Source organism: Chryseobacterium sp. SG20098, assembly GCF_031844745.1.
In the GTDB taxonomy this organism is placed as follows: domain Bacteria; phylum Bacteroidota; class Bacteroidia; order Flavobacteriales; family Weeksellaceae; genus Chryseobacterium; species Chryseobacterium cucumeris.
Genome location: NZ_CP134622.1, coordinates 1,042,551 through 1,059,919, shown reverse-complemented (window position 1 = coordinate 1,059,919; position 17,369 = coordinate 1,042,551). Strand labels below are relative to the sequence as shown.

Below are 17,369 nucleotides of genomic sequence, written 5' to 3'. Positions count from 1 at the left end.
TAAAAAATACTCGATATGTCAGTTTTAGAAATGAAAGTTCCTTCACCGGGCGAATCAATTACAGAAGTTGAAATTGCAACTTGGCTTGTAAAAGATGGTGATTATGTAGAAAAAGATCAACCTATCGCCGAAGTGGATTCAGATAAAGCAACTCTTGAATTGCCTGCAGAACAAAGTGGTGTTATCACTTTAAAAGCAGAAGAAGGTGATGTGGTACAAGTAGGTCAGGTAGTTTGTTTAATTGATATGGATGCTAAAAAGCCGGAAGGTGCTGCACCTGCTGCTGAGGCTCCAAAACAGGAAGAGGCTCCGAAAGCTGCTGAACCTGCTAAACAGGAAGCTCCAAAACCTGCTGCGCCGGTAGCTGCGCCACAAACTTATGCAACAGGAGCTCCATCTCCGGCTGCTAAGAAAATCCTTGACGAAAAAGGAATGGATGCTGCACAGGTTTCAGGAACAGGAAGAGACGGAAGAATTACTAAAACTGATGCTGAATTAGCAGCAGTACCTGCATTAGGAGGAAGCCCTCTTACTGCAACAGGTTCAAGATCTACTACAACGACTAAACTTTCAGTTTTAAGAAGAAAAATCGCTCAGAGATTAGTTTCTGTGAAGAATGAAACAGCGATGTTAACTACCTTCAACGAAGTTGACATGTCTGAAATCTTCAGATTGAGAAAACTGTATAAAGAAGAATTTGCTCAGAAACACGGAGTTGGACTTGGTTTCATGTCTTTCTTCACAAAGGCTGTTACAAGAGCATTACAAATGTATCCTGATGTAAACGCATCTATCGATGGTGATTTCAAAGTAAACTATGATTTCTGCGATATTTCAATTGCGGTTTCAGGGCCTAAAGGATTGATGGTTCCTGTATTAAGAAATGCAGAAAACATGTCTTTCAGCGCTGTTGAAGCAAACATCAAAGATCTTGCTACTAAAGTAAGAGACGGTAAAATTACAGTTGACGAAATGACGGGTGGTACTTTCACCATTACAAACGGTGGTACTTTCGGATCTATGATGTCTACACCAATCATCAACCCTCCTCAATCTGCAATTTTAGGAATGCACAACATCATCCAGAGACCGGTTGCTGTTGACGGGCAGGTAGTAATCAGACCAATGATGTATGTAGCAATGTCTTATGACCACAGAATTATCGACGGTAAAGAATCTGTAGGATTCCTTGTAGCGGTAAAAGAAGGTATCGACAACCCTGTTGAAATTTTAATGGGAGGTGACGAAAGAAAAGGCCTTGGATTATAGTTTTTAATAAAATTATAACATAATATATGATCTCGCCTTAAAAAAGGCGAGATTTTTGTATTTATTAAGAAAATACTACAATGATGTTTTCAAAAATGACTTCCAATATCAAAGTTTCAGTAATACCTGAATATGATAGTAAAAACAGTTATCCATCCGAAAACCGTTACGTTTTTAAATATAATATTACGATAGAAAATGACGGAAGCTTTCCTATCAAAGTATTGAAAAGAAAATGGTTGATTTTTGATGTGGGATTCGGGTACACAGAAATTATAGGCGACGGAGTGATCGGATTGACTCCCGAGATAGGAACCAATGAAAATTTTGCTTATTTTTCCAATGTGATGCTTCGTTCCGGAGTAGGTAATATGAGCGGAAAATACCTGGTTAAAAACATGGAGACACAGGAAACTTTTGAAATTGATATTCCAAAATTCAATCTGTTGTCTGAAGTGTTGAGTAATTAATAACAGATGTCCTGTCAGAAAGTACAGGTTTTTACAAAGAACCCGGGTTCTATTGTTTGTAAGATAACTAAAGCTTTTTAATTTCTGCTTTCATATACTCATTTACTTCATCATTACTGGTGAGGAAGAGTTTTTCAAATGCCAGTAAAGATATTTTGGCACATACCTCCGCATCAGCTCCTGCTCTGTGATGGGTAAAATCAATTTGATGATATTCTGCTAATGGCTTCAGCCCATATTTTGGAAGATAATTCCATGATTTCTTGGCAAGCTGAATACTGCAAAGATAGTTCAAGTTGGGAGTAAACATTCCATAATGCTGCAGGCATCCCCTTAAAACAGAGGCGTCAAACCCTGCATTATGAGCAATCATAAGACTTCCGTACATCATATCCTGAGCTTCATACCATATTTCATCAAAGGTAGGTGCATCTTTTACATCTTCCGGCTGAATTCCATGCACCGCAATGTTGAATTTACTGAAATAGGGAAAACTCGGAGGTTTGATCAGCCAGGTCTTTGTTTCTACAATTTTAGAATCCTGTACGATACAAATCCCCATCTCACACGCTGAACTTTTCTCGTGTGTTGCCGTTTCAAAATCTATTGCGCAGAAATCCATTGTCTTAAAATTATAATTAGTTGTGGGATTGCGGGTTGTTTTTTGTTGTTGGTTCTCTGGTTTAAGGTTTTGAACTTAAGATTGATTAAAGTTATAAATTTTTACTCTAATAAATCCTTAGTTCACAATAGGTAAGAAAGTCGTAATTTTTAATCAATCCCTAATCCCTAATCCCTATAACCTATAACCTCTCATCTGCCACCTAAAAAATGCTTAAAAATCAGCCATTTTGATTGATAAAAATCCTTCTTCTGATGGCTTTGACGAAGTTTCCAAGTTCCCGGAATGTGACTATAAAATGCAAAGTGAGCTCTCAATACAGCCCACAGATGGGAAATGCCATACTTAATTCCAAAATACACTCCGGCGATGCCATCTAAGCATAGTCTGATCAAAATTATCAAAATTACCTGTGGAAAGGGAAGGTTTTTAAGCATCATGGAAAGATTATTTCTCATGTTTAAATAAGTCTTCTGTGCACTTTGCTTGTTGAGTGTTCCACCGCCTACATGATAAACTTTGGAGTTTCCGGTATAATAAATCTTTTTCCCTGAATTAATAAGCCTCCAGCAAAGATCAATTTCCTCCTGGTGAGCAAAAAATCTGGCATCAAAACCATTCTGCTCCCAAAAATCTTTTGAGCGGATGAAAAAACAGCATCCTGATGCCCAGAAGATCTCTGTTTCATCATTATATTGGCCTTTATCTTCTTCCAGATCATCAAATACCCTTCCCCTGCAGTAAGGATATCCAAGATTATCTATCAAGCCGCCGGCAGCTCCGGCAAATTCGAAATAACTTCTGTTATGATAAGATAAAATTTTGGGCTGTACTGCAGATATAGCTGGGTTGTTTTCTAACAATTCCAACACAGGTTCTGTCCAGTTCTCAGTAACTTCTACGTCAGAATTGAGAAGACAGTAGTATTCATGTCTGATGGATTTTAATCCTTCATTATAGCCGCCTGCAAACCCATAGTTCTTATCATTTTTAATAATATGTACTGTGGGGAAATTCTTTTGTAGAAACTCAACAGAATCATCTGTAGAAAGATTGTCTATCACATAAATATCCGCATTCTGAGAAAATTGTACTACACCCGGAAGAAATTTCTCAAGCCAGTTTCTGCCGTTCCAGTTTAAGATGGCAACTGCCAGTTTTTTCTGCATGTCAACCTATTTTTTTTCGGAATCAAAATTTTTGATAGAGTCCTGATATTTCCATTTTCTATGTGACCAAAGGTAGTTGTCAGGATGTTTATGTAAAGTGTTTTCCAGTAATTTATGAAATTTTCTCACGACCTCATTTTCTGTAAACTTTTCACCATCCGGATATATTCTGTGATAATTAACCTGATAATAGCCGCGTTTTACCTTTTTCATTTCACAATAAATGAATACAAGATCCATTCTTGTGGCCAGCCTGTCATAGCCTATGAAAGCAGGAGTACGCTGATTTAGAAATTCTAATCCGTAAGTGACATGAGCATGGTGAGGTGTTTGGTCAGCGACAAACATATACGCTGAATCTCCATTATTTTTAGATCTGAAAATATTCAGAATAACCTCATTGGCTTCCAATGCTTCGTTTCCAAATTTGTTCCGGACTTTCTTCATCTGATTTTCCCAGAAATCACTGTTTACTTTTCTGTAAACGGGATGGCAGTGTGCCTGAGGAATAATTCTTGCCAGTGCATTGATCCATTCCCAATTGAAAACGTGGCCTGCCAAAAGAATAATATTTTTACCTTCTTCTTTAGCTTCGTGAAATAAATGCTGATTGATATGCTGCATTCTCACTCGGGATTCTGTTTCCGAAATGCTGAAAGATTTGATGGTTTCTACCAGATAATCTGAAAAATTGAGGTAGAATTTTTTTCGGATCTCTTTGATCTCTTCTTCAGATTTGTTGGGAAAAGAGTTTTTAAGGTTTTGAGTAATAACCTCTTTTCTGTATCCTACAATATAATAATTAAGGAAGAAGATGACATCCGAAAAAACATATAATATTTTCAGCGGAAGCTTGGAGATCAGATATAATATTTTGATTAGAAAATTCATAAAACACGCAAATTTAGTGATAATAAAATTATGGTTCTATTTTTGCAGAAGGATATATATTATTTTTTTTACTTTTATATTATGAAAAAATTGATAATATTCGCTTTCCTGGGATTAAGTACTTTCGCTTTTTCACAAAATGCAAAAAATTCGCCCGAAAAAGGAAAACAAAAAACAGCTCTTATAGTGCCTGCTGAGGAGGCTAAATTAGAAGCTCAGAAAAAGGCAGCTGAAGAAAAGGCTAAGCTTCCTAAACCTTACGATCCAAAAGCAGATGCTCAGGCAGATATTAATAAACTGGTTGCTCAAGCTAAGAAAGAAGGAAAGAATGTGATGATCCAGGCTGGTGGAAACTGGTGTATCTGGTGTCTTCGTTTTAACAATTATGTACAGACGACTCCTGAACTGAAGGAAATTGTAGATAAAAACTACGAATATTATCATTTGAATTATTCTCCTGAGAATAAGAATGAGACAGTTTTCGGGAAGTATATCAATGTAAAAGAGCAGCAATTTTATCCATTCTTTATTATTTTAGATAAAAATGGGAGAAAAGTTCATATTCAGCAAAGCGATGTTTTAGAAGAAGGAAAAGGGTATAGCTTGGAAAAAGTAAAAGAATTCTTAGAAAAATGGAAACCTAGTTAAAATATTAACCCCCTATCAAATTTTGAAAGGGGGTGTTTTTTAATTGCTTTCACATAATTCTACATGTATTGCTCCTCTTCCATTAGCATCATAACATGCCGCACCTCCGGAATAACTAATGCAAGAACTGCATGAACTAACATATACCATAGATCCATCGGAGCAAGAAGATGCGCATGATTTTCCACCTGAAATTGATCTCAATTTTTCACGGGATAATTTTTTGAAATTTTTCATAATGTTTTTATTTTGTTGATTAACAGAAATAAAAGTACAATATTATTTTTAAAATTCTCCATTTTGGGATTAATTACGTTAATTTCTTTATCCAGCTTAATTTTTTCTCTGAATAAGGCGGATATTTGATATTCGGTTCTCCCCAGGTTGCTTTTTCAAGAACTGCTTTTGGGTGTGAAAAGGTTTCGAAACCATATTTTCCATGATAATTCCCAATTCCTGAATTACCTACTCCTCCAAAAGGAAGATGATCATTGCTTAAATGCATCACGGTATCATTGATACAGCCTCCTCCAAACGACAATTTACGGGTGAAGTTTTCTTTTTCTTCAGAATCATTGGTGAAAAGATAAGCGGCCAGTGGTTTTTCAAGTTCTAGAACAGAATTAAGAGCTGCATTGTAACTTTGAAAACTGATGACAGGAAGGAGAGGTCCAAAAATTTCTTCCTGCATGATTTCGTCATTCCAGTCTATATGATTCAGAATTGTAGGCTCGATATAGAGTTTTTCTTCATCAAAATTTCCTCCTGAATAGATTTTTTCTTTATCAATTAGACGTACCAGGCGTTGAAAATTCCTTAGGTTAATAATTCTTGTATATTGTTCAGAGCCATTATCATATTTGAATTCTTTAATATATTTTCTGAGCATTTCCAGAAACTGCTCCTGAATGGTTTCTTCCACCAGTAGGTAATCGGGAGCTACACAAGTTTGCCCGGCATTGAGAAATTTTCCCCATACGATTCTTTTGGCTGCCATTTCGAGATTGGCATTTTTTGTAACAATAGCTGGAGATTTCCCACCGAGTTCCAGCGTTACAGGGGTAAGATGCTCTGCTGCTGCTTTGTATACAATTTTTCCGACTTTTGTACTTCCTGTAAAGAATATTTTATCAAACCTTAGTTTTAAAAGAGCGGTTGTCTCCTCAATACCTCCTTCATACACATACAGATATTCAGGCGGAAAGTTTTCATTGATGATTGCTGCCATTGCTTTCATTGTATTCTCTGCTATTTCACTAGGCTTCAGAATACAACAATTTCCGGCAGCTATTGCCGCAATAATTGGAGAAAGGGATAATTGATAAGGATAATTCCAGGCTCCGATGACGAGTATACAGCCAAGCGGGTCAGCGTAAATTTTACTGCTTCCCAGTTGGTTGACAAGATTGGTTCTGACTTTTTTAGGCTTTGAAAGGGATTTTAAATTTTTGATATAATAATTAATATCATTTAGAATAAAAGATAATTCTGTAGTGAAAGTATCAAATTTTGATTTTCCAAAATCTTTATTAATCGCTTCATACAGCCTATTTTCATTGGAAATAATAAGGTTTTTAAGCTTTTCAAGATACATTTTCCGGAAAGCTAAGCTTTTGGTTTGCTGTGTTGCAAAAAAATCTCTTTGCTTCAATAGAATACTCTCAATTTCCATCGGTGACTTTTATAATATTAAACGTTCTTATTTTCAGGATCGTATGGTTTAGAAATTTATTAATAATACTTAAATATTGATTTAAATAAAATCATTTTATATTATTTTTTAATTAATATAATGATAAATATTATAAAACTCATTATTTGGTGATAAAAATTTTGTAATTTTATTTATATAAAATTTAAGGATGAGAAAATTACTCTATTTATTCCCTTTATTCTTTTATTATTTCAGTTACGCACAATGTACAGGTTGTGATGTTCAAAATCCTACCGATCCCAATTATCATTTTCCTGATAATACAACAGTCTGCTTTACTTCCGACATGACATTCAATAATCCGACGTTCGGGACAAATGCTAAGATTTGCATTGCATCTGGTGTTACCTTGCAGTTTCAGAATAGTATAAGCGGAGCGGCCAATGCTCCTGCAAGACTTGAAGTACATGGAACACTCAATTTTAATCAGACCATAACGAGCGTTGCCAATCTCAATGTTCATGTTTTTGATACCGGGAATATAACAGTAGGCGGAGGGAATGGAAATCTCACCATTGACGGACAGATCAATGAAATTGTCAATGAGGGGCTTATAGAACTGGGCGTTTTGCAATTAGGAAATAATTCCAACAATAAGATTGATAATTTTGGAAATCTGAATATTAACGGAAACCTGAATATGAGCAGCTCTGCTACCACTTTATTCAGGAACGAAGGGGGCGGATTGATATTTATTGGCGGTAATTACGGGAATAACGAACAGAGTGTGTATGTCAATTGTGGAACCATTATCTCTCAGAACGGATTTAATATTAATGGCGGTAAAATTATCAATACTGGAATTTTTACAGTTGGGGGAGATATTAATTTGTCCGGAAGCAGCAGCGAAATTTACAATTTTGGACTTTTTACCTCTACGGGAAATATGAATAATGCCCCTTCTGATGCTGTTATTTATAATGAAGGAGAACTGGCGCTGAACCAGTATCAAGGTGGAAATGCTGCCATTCAGGGACCTTCTTCATCTACAAAAAAAGGATATATAGTGTTGCAAAATCCTATTCAGGTGGGAAATGTGGCTGTGGGGCCCAATCTTGATTTCAGAAGAACAACAGGTGTTTCTGACCCAGGCACGGTTTTCATGAACAGTAATCCAGGTTTTCTGACGAATGTTACCTATGATTGTGCTTCTACCAACAGCTGTAGTGCACCTTTGATCATTAATCCCGGATTTTGTCCTGCCATTAATGGAGATTTGCCGCCAATGGCGGTAGATGACACCTATACTATCGTTGCAGGAGGATCTTCTGCAGGAATTGTTCTGGATAACGATTTTGAAACGTATGGTGGAGCACAGGCAACCCTTTCCAATGTTATTTTATCTCAGGTATCCACCTCAAATTCCAATATTTCATTGAATACTACGGATGGACATATTCTGGCAGCTCCGGGAACTCCTCCAGGTAATTATACTTTAGTTTATCAAATCTGTCAGACCGCTTCCCCGTCAAATTGTGATACAGCAACTGTAACCGTTACGATTCAGGGGACTGTAACTTGCTATAAACCTGCTGCTACAGCAGGAACTGTTCTTACTCCGAATTTTGGAATTACTTCATTAAGCAGGGCTGATAAAGGAGGAAACAACTGGCCTGGTGTAAGAAAAGGAGCTTGGGCTGTACTGGAATCAAAGAATAAAGGCTTTGTTCTTAACAGACTTACCGATGTTCAGGTAGCAGCTATCCCACAGGCAGACCTTAAAGAAGGAATGATCATTTATAATACGACACAAAATTGTCTGCAGGTTAATATTGACGGAACTGCCACAGGCTGGAAATGTTTCAATACCCAAACCTGTCCGGATTAATAAAAACCTAATTCGTTATGAAAAAAATAGTCTCAATCATTATAATAACAGCATCCGGAATCTTTAATGCTCAGGTTGCTTTAGGAAAAACGACATTAGAATCAGCTTCATCATCTATTGAGTTTGGAAATGAAAACCGTGGTATTGTTCTTCCTTGGGTAACTAATACCTCGGACATTCAGAATCCTGTGAATGGTACTCTGGTTTTTGATACTTCGGATATGAAGGTGAAAGTGTATCAGAATAACCTTTGGAAAGATCTTTCAGTAGACACAACTGGTACTGCTGACACCAGTCTTCAGGATAGTTTGACAGATCAGCCTGAAGCAAAGGTTTCTGTAGGAACACCGTCATCCGTTTCCGGAATTCTGGTGCTTGAAGATAGTAATAAAGCCATGATTTTACCAAAAGTAACTTCTCCTCACCTTAATATTATCTCACCTGCTGCCGGTATGATGGTTTATGATACTCAGAAAAAGCAACTGGCTGTTTTCAACGGAACAGTATGGTCTTTTTGGGGAGAGTAATTCTACATAATATTTCGTACTGCTATTTTTACAGGATGATACAATAGTAGCCCAATTGCAGTAAGAAGAGCCAGCCAGAACAGGCCCGTGAAAATTTCCATATTGGAAAGTAGAATAGACTGAGCTGTTATTTTAGCTTTAAAAGCGCCTGTTGTCATGGATAAAGAATCATTAACCGATAGTTTGGAAATATTGGCTCCAAAGATTTGACTCCACTGATTGTAGAAGACAGGATTCGTATCTGTTAGATTAGCGCTGAGTGCATCGGAATGTTTTAGTGTTAAAAATAGCATCAGGTTTTGCATCAGAGCATATCCGATAGCGGTTGTCCAGAAACGGGTTGTTGTACCCAACGCAGTAGCATTGGATACATATTCTTCCGGAGTTCCTGAAATCAGAAAGAAAACAAGAGGTGTAAATAAGAATCCCTGAGCAACACCCTGCAGAAATAAGGGAGGACAGATGGTAGAAAGGGTAGTGTCAGGATAAAAAGTATAGGTAAACCATGCACAATCTATGGCCAGTAAAAGAAATCCGGTGAAGAAAACAATCCTTGAGGAAATTCCCCTAACCAGACAGATTCCTGACAACAAAATACCCAGAAGAGTTCCTGCTACATTCCAGTACTGGATGTTCACAATATAATCCCAGGGCCATTTCCATACGGTAGCCATGATGCTGTAGACATTATTCAGTCCGGAACGGATCAGATAAAAGATGAAAAACAGGATCATTCCTGCAATGACATTTTTAGAACTGAAAACTTCGAAATGGAACAACGGTCTCTTGGAATTTCTTTGTTTCAACATAAATAAGCCTCCGGAAAGAAGAAATATAAACAGACACATGATAATGGTATCAGACTCGAACCACATCAGTCTTTTACCATAAATAATGGCATAGCCGCCAGCCTGCAGGCATACCCAAAGAAGAAACCAGCTTGTAATATCCAATTGATACAAAGGTTTTTTAGGAAAAAATCTGTTTCTGTTGAACAGAGCAATACCGATGATCAGTACAAACACATGGAAGTAGACCATCATCAGAACCATATGTTGGAAATCGTAATCTTCAATACTTGATTTTAACAAGGAAGTCGTAATAGTTCCTCCAGTCAGCATAATCGTATACATAAAAAGATATGCTAAGACTTTGGCGTGCTTTGTTTTTAATTCTGCGATAATTAAAGGCAGGAAAATGGCACCTTCCAGCAAACCGAAAATTCCTTCCAAAAACCGGATCACCAATATCACATGATAATCATTGGTGACTGATAAAATATAAAGAATAATCACCGAAATAGAGGCCATCAGCAAAACATAGTATTTCACGCTGAAATAAGCCATAAATCTCTGTAATACTAAAAGGGTAACCACAAATGTCCCGTACATCAAAATCATTAAATACTGGATGTCATCTGAATCTACATCCATAAAAGAAGATGTGAAGGCGCTGTTAGAATGTAAAAGCGACAACAACATCAGGTGGGGAAACAATGCCAGTATAAGAAGAGGCAGTTTCAGCCATTGTGGTACCCATTTATGATAAACTGTATTATGTTGCATAATTTTTATGGTGATAAAAAGCAAAAAATCGTTTTTCTGCTGTTTAATCTGAATGAAAAATGCGAAAAGACAAAGGGCAAAAGGGGGTAAAAGTAAAAGGTAAAACGGCAAATATGCTTGAAGAAAAAATTGGCAGATTTGCTATTTTGCGGTTTGCCTTTTCGCTAAAAAAATAATTTAATTTGAAAATTTGAAATTGGGAGAATTTGAAAGTTAAATTAAACCGAATATTTTATACTCTAATACTCTCAAACACTCCCACTTTCAAACTTAAATCTTCTTCGCGCTCACCAGAACATTCATTCCGGAAAGCAGCTTTTCATTGTTTTTGTTATTATCCAGAATAATTTTTACGGGAAATCTCTGTTCTATTTTTACAAAATTTCCGGTAGCATTATCCGGTTTTACCAAAGAAAACTGAGAACCTGATGCAGGAGAAACGGAAAGAATTTTTCCTTTAAACTCAACATCGGGATAAGCATCCGCAGTAATAATTACTTCCTTGCTCTGATCAATCTGTCCAAGTTGTGTTTCTTTGTAATTGGCAATGATCCATTTCTCTTTGCTCACGATTTGTACCAAAGCCTGTCCTTCTTTAATCAACTGTCCTTCCTGAATGGTCTTCTTTCCTACCCATCCGTCATAAGGAGCCGTAATTATCGTATAAGAAAGATAAAGCTTCGCATTGTTAAGACTGGCAGAACTCTGCTGGATCTGGCTTTTTACAGGGGCTACTTTGGTTTGTTGTTCGTTCGCTCCGGCTTTTACTGCATTTTTCTGCTGTTCCAATGCCAAAAGATTGGCTTTTGACTGTTCATAAGAAGCCTTTACATTTTCAAATTCCTGTTCTGTGGCCGCATCTTCTGTTAACAGATTTTTATATCTTTTGTAATCCTGTTCTGTTCTCCAGATGTCAATTTTTGCTGAAGCAATTTTAGCATCAATAATCTTTGTGTCACTTTCTTTGGTGCTGACACCGCTTTGAATGGTGCTGATGGTTGCTGTATTGGCATGAAGATTCGCTTCAGCCATATGTACCTGATTCACAAACTCTCTGTTGTCAATGACGATTAATGTATCACCTTTATGTACAAACTGGTTTTCGTTAAACTTTATCGTTTTGATAAACCCTGAAACCTTACTGGATACAGGCGTAATATATTGCTCGATCTGCGCATCATTCGTCGTCACATTTTTTCTCGAAAAAAGATAAAAGCTTACCATTCCTGTGATTCCACTGATGATCAGGATCCAGGCCAGTAAAGTAATGGACTTGTTGATTCTTTTTTCTTTTTGTGTCAATTGTTTCTGTGCCATAGTTTTTATAAGTTCCCAATTGTATATTGGAGTTGGTAATATTTAAGTTGTCGGTTAATTTTTACGGAAATAAGATTAGATTCAGCTTCCAGATACGTATTGTCTGCATCTATCAGTTCAGTAATAAGGCTAAGCTTATTGGCATACTTTGTTCTTACAATACGATAATTTTCTTTAGCCTGATTAATTGCTTCTTCAGCAATTTTTACCTTCTGGTCTGTCTCTTCAAACTTTTTATAAGCCTCATAAACATTGTGTCTTACATTTTCCTCGTTTTCTTCAATCTGAAGTTTGGCAAGGTCAATATTTTCCCGTGCTTCCTGCATTCTGTATTTATTTTTGTACAGATTTTCGATAGGATAAGTAAGATTTACCCCTACCATTCCCAGACGATATGCATAGGGTTCGGGAGGAAAGAACATCATATTCGGATATTTTAAAAAATATTCACCGCCAGCTGTAATTTTAGGTAAATAATTAGCTTTGGTAATCTTTTGATCCAATTCTTTCAGGGAAAGATTCTTATGGGTAATTTCAACAGACTCATTTTTGTTTAAAGCAGTTTCTGTAAGCTCATCAACATAAGGAATGGCAACATTGTCTGAAATAAGATCTTCTGTGTTGACATGTATTTCCTGATTTTCAGGAAGCGAAAGAATTGTTTTCAGTTTGTGTTCTGCGATCTGAATATCATTATCCAGTTCCGTCCAGCTCATTTTGTGATTGGACAACTGAAGTGATGTTCTTAAGACTTCATTGACCGTTACAACACCATTAGCTTTCAAAGCTTTTACCTGCTTGATGTTTACAGAATCTTCCTTCATTTTATCATTAATCAGACTCTGTTGCTCTTTTAAATGATGGATCTGTAGAAAAGCAGTAATAATGGTCATTTTAAGCTGTCTCTCATCGAGATGGGTTTTTAAAGCAGAAATTTCAGTGTCAATAGCCGCTTTCTTTTCTGTATTTTTAATTTTTCCTCCCATATAAACCGGGATCGATGCTGATAATGTAAAATCATACATTCCATTGATTACATCATACTTGGTGGCTTTATTAAATACACCATTCTGATGCTGGAAAAGGTTGGTGACCTGATTATAGCTTGTATGAAATTCAATATCCGGAAGTTTCTCCATCTTGAGGTCTTTCTCTTTGGTAACGGACATTTCCTGTTTCAGATGACTGATCTGTATGTTTTTATTATTTTTCAAACCAATCTCTATAGCTTGCTGTAAGCCGAGATGCTGGTAATCGATCATCTGTGAATGTAAAAAACTGCTCAATAATAAGCACAACGCAATGCACATATACCGGCATGCGTTCAATATGATATTCATAAATTAATTAAAGGATTTTTGCTAAAATGATTTTGATGCAGCAAAGTTACGGTGAGAAGCCACAGACCCTATTTGTGAAAACAGAAAAAGATTTTCTCATTTACGCCAATTTGGAAATTCTTCTTACCTTTATGGAATGAACAACAGCCATTTTAAAGCGGTAGAAGAAGATGATGCCGAATTTTACGTTTATCATGTCCTTACCGGAAATGTAACCACAGAGATTCATTATCACAGTTCAGCACAATTAGTCTATGCAGAAGGCGGTATTGTGCATGTTTTTACGGATCAGAAACACTGGTATCTTCCTGCCAGATGCTTTATGTGGATTCCTGCCGGTACACCACATTATATTTTTTCTACCAGTCCAAAGGTTGATTTGTATAACTTTTATTTTAAGAAAGAAGAAAATGAAAGTGGCTTTTTTGATGAAATCAATATTTATTCCGTCAATAATCTCCTTAGGGAAATGATTTTCTATACTAAAGACTGGGATGGGAAAATCACAAAAAATGATACCTCAAAATATTATTTTCTCAAAGCTCTTAAAGGAGTTTTACAGGAAAAGAAACATAAACATCTGGCATTTCCGATACAGCATCCTTTCCCAAAAGATGAAACATTGCTGAAGATTGCAAGATATATTCATGCTAACCTTGAGAAGCCTCTTACGATTGAATCTACGGCAAAAGAATTTGGGATGAGTACAAGAACCCTTTCCAGGAAATTTAAAGAGATTCTGGGCATGAATTACGTTCGCTTTCTGAGAGCGTTGAGAATTACCCGTTCCCTTGAGCTGATGCTGGAAGGAAAATACAATATGTATGAGATTGCCATGATGGTAGGGTACAACAGCCTCTCGTCTTTCAGTAATATCTTCAAAAAGGTAATTGGAATGGCCCCTACGGAATATCAGCATAAATTGAGAGGGGATAAGTAGTGAGTTGGAGGGGTTGAGAGTTTGAGATTCGGGTTACGGGGTGTGAGGTAACGGTTTATAGTGTGGAATAGATTTTCCTACCTGTTCTTCTTACAGGTTGTTAAAAATATAATTTAACGAGTAATAGCTGTTAAGATTTCCTATATTCCCCTTCCCTGAAGGGGTGGATTTTTGCAAGGCAAAAAGACGGGGTAGTTAATATCAATCTTACTTCAAAGTCACCCTATACAAAAGAAAAACCACCTCAATAAATTGAAGTGGTCTTGTATTGTGAGAAATTCTCAGTTGCTTATTAAGCTTCTTCAGTTTTAGCTTCTTCTTTTTTAGGAGCTGCTTCCACTGGAGCATCAGATACGATATCAAACTCGTAGTTGTACTCAACATTTCTGTGAAGTCTGATAAGAGCTGCGAATTTACCAGTTCTCTTGATCGTGTTACCAGGAATTTTGATGTATTTTTTCTCTACAGAAACACCAGCTTTTTCTAAAGCAGCAGATAGATCAGCATTGTTGATAGATCCGAATAATTTGTCACCAGCACCTACTTTTGCAGGGATCGTGATAGAAGTTTTCTTCAATTGCTCAACTACAGCGTTAGCAGCAGCGATTAATTTAGCTTCTTCTTCTTTTCTAGCTTCTAATGTAGCTTCTAAAGCAGCTTTGTTTTTAGGCGTAGCTAAAAGAGCAATTCCTTGAGGAATTAAGAAGTTTCTAGCATAACCTGGCTTTACGTTTACTGTATCAAACTCAAGTCCTAAGTTTTCTACGTCTTTTTTTAGGATAATTTCCATTGTTGTTGTCCTTTTTAAGATTTTAGGTTGTATCTAAAATCAAGTTAGAATTAATGATGTATTCAGCAACAAAAGAAGAGGAAAAACCTCTTCTCTTATTTATTTTTGTCTTATTTCAATAAGTCAGCTACGTATGGTAGTAAAGCAAGGTGTCTTGCTCTTTTGATAGCAGCAGAAACTTTTCTTTGGTATTTTAAAGATGTTCCAGTGTATCTTCTTGGTAAAATTTTACCTTGCTCGTTTACAAATTGTAATAAGAAATCAGCATCTTTGTAATCAACGTGCTTAATTCCGTATTTTTTGAATCTACAATATTTCTTTTCAGATTTTGTATTGATATCAAGTGGAGTAAGGAATTTTACTTCTGATTCTCCTCCTGCTGAGGCTTGTTTAGCCATTTCATCTATTGCCATGTCTTGTCTTTTTTAAAAAATAGGGTTAATAATTAAGCTGTAGCTGCTTTTACTTTAGCTCTTCTTGTTACAGCGTACTCTACAGCGTGCTTGTCAAGTTTTGTAGTAAGGTAACGGATTACTCTTTCGTCACGCTTAAATGCTAATTCTAAATCAGCAACTACAGTACCTTCTCCTTTAAATTCGATTAAAGTATAGAACCCATTCTTTTTCAATTGAATCGGGTAAGCTAATTTTTTTAATCCCCAGTTTTCTTTAGCAACGATTTCGCAGTTCTTTTCTTTGATTAGATCTACATACTTGTTCACTGCTTCCTCTACCTGTGCCTCAGATAGAACGGGAGTTAAAATGAAAACAGTTTCGTAATTGTTCATAATGTTAAAAAATTTGTTAATTATTTCGAGGTGCAAAAGTAGAAAATATATTTCTTATATGCAAGAGATCTGTGAAATAGTTGATGATTCCTGAGATTAATTATTCCCCTTTGCTATGAATTCCTGCATTCTGTTCATCCTGGCTTCTTATTTCCGTCAGAAAATTCACCTTCAAAACATCATACAAAGAATGTCTGCTTACCAGGATGGAAGCAATAGAAGAGATCATTCCGGCAAGCATCAGATGGAATATCAGGGAATGTCTGTCCGTCATTTCCAGTACAATAATGGCTGAAGTAAACGGAGCCCTTGTTATGCCGGTAAGAAAAGCAACCATTCCTGCCAGAATCACCACATTGGTTTCGTTGGGTGTTAAATGAATAATTCCTGAAATAACAGAACCTATACTTGCTCCCGCAGTAAGAGCCGGAGCAAAAATTCCGCCGGCACCTCCGGAAGTAAAGGAAAGGGCAGGACCCAGCATTCTGAGGATAGGAACATACCAGTCTTCGTGCTTATCTTTGGTAAAAAGGACACGCTCCATAATTTCTTTTCCGGAGCCCAGTACTTCTCTGTTGATAAAATAAGCAATCGAGGCAATAATTAATGCACAAATTACCAGGAATATCACATTGGCCTTATCTGTTTTCAGTTTTTTCTTCTTCCAGCTATTGATTTTAAGCATGGTAACAGCTAGCTGGCTGGCCATAATGCCAGCAGTAGCAGCAACTAGTATGATCGGAAGCATAACCATTAAGGAAACATCATTGGTCTTCGGATATCCCAGATATAAATAAGATCCTGCCAATGTTTGTGCTGTAAGACCTGCAATGATTACCGCCGTAAACAAAGCTGTTTTGAAGTAATTGATATGGGTTTTTGACAGCTCTTCCACAGCGAAAACAATTCCTCCCAACGGAGTATTGAACGCTGCAGCAAGTCCTGCTGCCGCTCCCGTCATAATCATATTTTTTTTGGAAATCTTTGGCCACCATTCGGGAAGGTATTCATTCACTTTTCTGAAAACTGAACCCGCAATCTGAATGGTAGGGCCTTCACGTCCTACAGCGCCTCCTCCGATTACGAGGATCACGGAAGAAAGTATTTTGAAAAAAATAATCTTAATACTTAAAAGATTCCGGATTTTCCTATGTTCTTTCGGGTTAGCCAGTTCTACAGCTGCCATCACTTGCGGAATACCACTTCCTTTGGCATTGGGAGCAAATTCTTTCACCAGCCACCACGATAATACAAATCCTATGGGAGCAATAATGAAAATCATCCATGCATGCCAGTCAAAAATAAAATTCATGAGATGTTCACCCCATGCAAATACCTGTGCGTACATGACAGCAAAAAAGCCTGTTATGACAGATCCTATCCAAAAGGGAATGGCCTGAAGCAGATTATGCTTAAGCTGTTCATTCCGGATATTGTCGAAAGAATTTTTGAGGGATCTTTTTATGAGGGCAAAAATTTTCAGCATCTGCAG

18 protein-coding genes are annotated in these 17,369 nt (G+C 36.8%); 6 read left to right on the top strand and 12 right to left on the bottom strand.

Annotation, left to right across the window (positions count from 1 at the left end; translation table 11 throughout):
• Positions 1-15 precede the first annotated feature (15 nt).
• Together odhB and apaG are read left to right on the top strand one after the other, a co-directional pair.
• Positions 16-1,269, top strand: a complete 1,254-nt coding sequence (gene odhB / locus RHP76_RS04830; protein ID WP_110010291.1) for a 2-oxoglutarate dehydrogenase complex dihydrolipoyllysine-residue succinyltransferase — start codon at positions 16-18, stop codon at positions 1,267-1,269.
• A gap of 80 nt (positions 1,270-1,349) precedes the next feature.
• Positions 1,350-1,739: a Co2+/Mg2+ efflux facilitator ApaG/CorD gene (apaG, locus tag RHP76_RS04825; protein WP_062675055.1), complete on the top strand. Its 390-nt coding sequence runs from the start codon at positions 1,350-1,352 to the stop codon at positions 1,737-1,739.
• 67 nt (positions 1,740-1,806) lie between these two features.
• Here the strand turns inward: apaG and RHP76_RS04820 are convergent, their stop codons facing one another.
• The 3 genes from RHP76_RS04820 to RHP76_RS04810 all read right to left on the bottom strand — a co-directional run bounded on the left by RHP76_RS04820 (position 1,807) and on the right by RHP76_RS04810 (position 4,421).
• Positions 1,807-2,361: a 3'-5' exonuclease gene (locus RHP76_RS04820; protein ID WP_311229611.1), complete on the bottom strand. Its 555-nt coding sequence runs from the start codon at positions 2,359-2,361 to the stop codon at positions 1,807-1,809.
• Between the two features lie 191 nt (positions 2,362-2,552).
• A complete protein-coding gene (locus tag RHP76_RS04815; protein WP_311229610.1) occupies positions 2,553-3,530 on the bottom strand; it encodes a glycosyltransferase family 2 protein in 978 nt (325 codons plus the stop codon).
• A gap of 6 nt (positions 3,531-3,536) precedes the next feature.
• Entirely contained in the window at positions 3,537-4,421 is an 885-nt protein-coding gene (locus RHP76_RS04810; protein ID WP_277694922.1) for a lysophospholipid acyltransferase family protein, read from the bottom strand.
• Positions 4,422-4,502: 81 nt separating this feature from the next.
• On the opposite strand from RHP76_RS04810, the gene RHP76_RS04805 reads away from it, so the two are divergent.
• Positions 4,503-5,069, top strand: coding sequence for a thioredoxin family protein (locus tag RHP76_RS04805; protein ID WP_311229609.1), 567 nt, complete (start codon positions 4,503-4,505; stop codon positions 5,067-5,069).
• Positions 5,070-5,108: 39 nt separating this feature from the next.
• Here the strand turns inward: RHP76_RS04805 and RHP76_RS23425 are convergent, their stop codons facing one another.
• The gene (locus RHP76_RS23425) at positions 5,109-5,306 is read right to left on the bottom strand and encodes a bacteriocin-like protein (protein ID WP_409193520.1); all 198 of its coding nucleotides are present in this window, start codon (positions 5,304-5,306) and stop codon (positions 5,109-5,111) included.
• Positions 5,307-5,379: 73 nt separating this feature from the next.
• Positions 5,380-6,741, bottom strand: coding sequence for an aldehyde dehydrogenase (locus RHP76_RS04800; protein ID WP_311229608.1), 1,362 nt, complete (start codon positions 6,739-6,741; stop codon positions 5,380-5,382).
• A gap of 190 nt (positions 6,742-6,931) precedes the next feature.
• Here RHP76_RS04800 and RHP76_RS04795 point away from each other — a divergent pair, with 190 nt between their 5' ends.
• Both RHP76_RS04795 and RHP76_RS04790 read left to right on the top strand, forming a co-directional pair.
• A complete protein-coding gene (locus RHP76_RS04795) occupies positions 6,932-8,611 on the top strand; it encodes a phage tail-like protein (protein ID WP_311229607.1) in 1,680 nt (559 codons plus the stop codon).
• Positions 8,612-8,628: 17 nt separating this feature from the next.
• Positions 8,629-9,138, top strand: coding sequence for a phage tail-like protein (locus RHP76_RS04790; protein ID WP_311229606.1), 510 nt, complete (start codon positions 8,629-8,631; stop codon positions 9,136-9,138).
• 2 nt (positions 9,139-9,140) lie between these two features.
• On the opposite strand, the gene RHP76_RS04785 is transcribed toward RHP76_RS04790, so the two are convergent.
• From RHP76_RS04785 to RHP76_RS04775, 3 genes are all read right to left on the bottom strand, one after another.
• Entirely contained in the window at positions 9,141-10,703 is a 1,563-nt protein-coding gene (locus tag RHP76_RS04785) for an MFS transporter (RefSeq protein ID WP_311229605.1), read from the bottom strand.
• Positions 10,704-10,973: 270 nt separating this feature from the next.
• Positions 10,974-12,020, bottom strand: a complete 1,047-nt coding sequence (locus RHP76_RS04780) for an HlyD family secretion protein (RefSeq protein ID WP_311229604.1) — start codon at positions 12,018-12,020, stop codon at positions 10,974-10,976.
• A 5-nt stretch (positions 12,021-12,025) separates the two neighbouring features.
• Positions 12,026-13,282 (bottom strand): TolC family protein, encoded by a 1,257-nt coding sequence (locus RHP76_RS04775; protein WP_311229603.1) that lies wholly within the window; start codon positions 13,280-13,282, stop codon positions 12,026-12,028.
• Between the two features lie 214 nt (positions 13,283-13,496).
• Between RHP76_RS04775 and RHP76_RS04770 the strand changes: the two genes are divergently transcribed.
• A complete protein-coding gene (locus tag RHP76_RS04770) occupies positions 13,497-14,300 on the top strand; it encodes a helix-turn-helix domain-containing protein (protein ID WP_120231370.1) in 804 nt (267 codons plus the stop codon).
• Between the two features lie 292 nt (positions 14,301-14,592).
• Here RHP76_RS04770 and rplI read toward each other — a convergent pair whose 3' ends face one another.
• From rplI to RHP76_RS04750, 4 genes are all read right to left on the bottom strand, one after another.
• Positions 14,593-15,090, bottom strand: coding sequence for a 50S ribosomal protein L9 (gene rplI, locus RHP76_RS04765; RefSeq protein ID WP_047429787.1), 498 nt, complete (start codon positions 15,088-15,090; stop codon positions 14,593-14,595).
• Positions 15,091-15,200: 110 nt separating this feature from the next.
• Positions 15,201-15,503 carry a 30S ribosomal protein S18 gene (gene rpsR / locus RHP76_RS04760; RefSeq protein ID WP_002979091.1) on the bottom strand — a complete coding sequence of 101 codons (303 nt, stop codon included), beginning with the start codon at positions 15,501-15,503 and terminating at the stop codon, positions 15,201-15,203.
• A gap of 32 nt (positions 15,504-15,535) precedes the next feature.
• A complete protein-coding gene (rpsF, locus tag RHP76_RS04755) occupies positions 15,536-15,877 on the bottom strand; it encodes a 30S ribosomal protein S6 (protein WP_311229602.1) in 342 nt (113 codons plus the stop codon).
• 100 nt (positions 15,878-15,977) lie between these two features.
• Positions 15,978-17,363 (bottom strand): chloride channel protein, encoded by a 1,386-nt coding sequence (locus RHP76_RS04750; RefSeq protein WP_311229601.1) that lies wholly within the window; start codon positions 17,361-17,363, stop codon positions 15,978-15,980.
• Positions 17,364-17,369: the final 6 nt, after the last annotated feature.

Bases quoted from the DNA above. Each gene is read 5' to 3' on its own strand.
- odhB (WP_110010291.1), top strand. From the start codon at position 16: ATGTCAGTTTTAGAAATGAAAGTTCCTTCACCGGGCGAATCAATTACA.
- apaG (WP_062675055.1), top strand. From the start codon at position 1,350: ATGATGTTTTCAAAAATGACTTCCAATATCAAAGTTTCAGTAATACCT.
- RHP76_RS04820 (WP_311229611.1), bottom strand. From the start codon at position 2,361: ATGGATTTCTGCGCAATAGATTTTGAAACGGCAACACACGAGAAAAGT.
- RHP76_RS04815 (WP_311229610.1), bottom strand. From the start codon at position 3,530: ATGCAGAAAAAACTGGCAGTTGCCATCTTAAACTGGAACGGCAGAAAC.
- RHP76_RS04810 (WP_277694922.1), bottom strand. From the start codon at position 4,421: ATGAATTTTCTAATCAAAATATTATATCTGATCTCCAAGCTTCCGCTG.
- RHP76_RS04805 (WP_311229609.1), top strand. From the start codon at position 4,503: ATGAAAAAATTGATAATATTCGCTTTCCTGGGATTAAGTACTTTCGCT.
- RHP76_RS23425 (WP_409193520.1), bottom strand. From the start codon at position 5,306: ATGAAAAATTTCAAAAAATTATCCCGTGAAAAATTGAGATCAATTTCA.
- RHP76_RS04800 (WP_311229608.1), bottom strand. From the start codon at position 6,741: ATGGAAATTGAGAGTATTCTATTGAAGCAAAGAGATTTTTTTGCAACA.
- RHP76_RS04795 (WP_311229607.1), top strand. From the start codon at position 6,932: ATGAGAAAATTACTCTATTTATTCCCTTTATTCTTTTATTATTTCAGT.
- RHP76_RS04790 (WP_311229606.1), top strand. From the start codon at position 8,629: ATGAAAAAAATAGTCTCAATCATTATAATAACAGCATCCGGAATCTTT.
- RHP76_RS04785 (WP_311229605.1), bottom strand. From the start codon at position 10,703: ATGCAACATAATACAGTTTATCATAAATGGGTACCACAATGGCTGAAA.
- RHP76_RS04780 (WP_311229604.1), bottom strand. From the start codon at position 12,020: ATGGCACAGAAACAATTGACACAAAAAGAAAAAAGAATCAACAAGTCC.
- RHP76_RS04775 (WP_311229603.1), bottom strand. From the start codon at position 13,282: ATGATCGATTACCAGCATCTCGGCTTACAGCAAGCTATAGAGATTGGT.
- RHP76_RS04770 (WP_120231370.1), top strand. From the start codon at position 13,497: ATGAACAACAGCCATTTTAAAGCGGTAGAAGAAGATGATGCCGAATTT.
- rplI (WP_047429787.1), bottom strand. From the start codon at position 15,090: ATGGAAATTATCCTAAAAAAAGACGTAGAAAACTTAGGACTTGAGTTT.
- rpsR (WP_002979091.1), bottom strand. From the start codon at position 15,503: ATGGCAATAGATGAAATGGCTAAACAAGCCTCAGCAGGAGGAGAATCA.
- rpsF (WP_311229602.1), bottom strand. From the start codon at position 15,877: ATGAACAATTACGAAACTGTTTTCATTTTAACTCCCGTTCTATCTGAG.
- RHP76_RS04750 (WP_311229601.1), bottom strand. From the start codon at position 17,363: ATGCTGAAAATTTTTGCCCTCATAAAAAGATCCCTCAAAAATTCTTTC.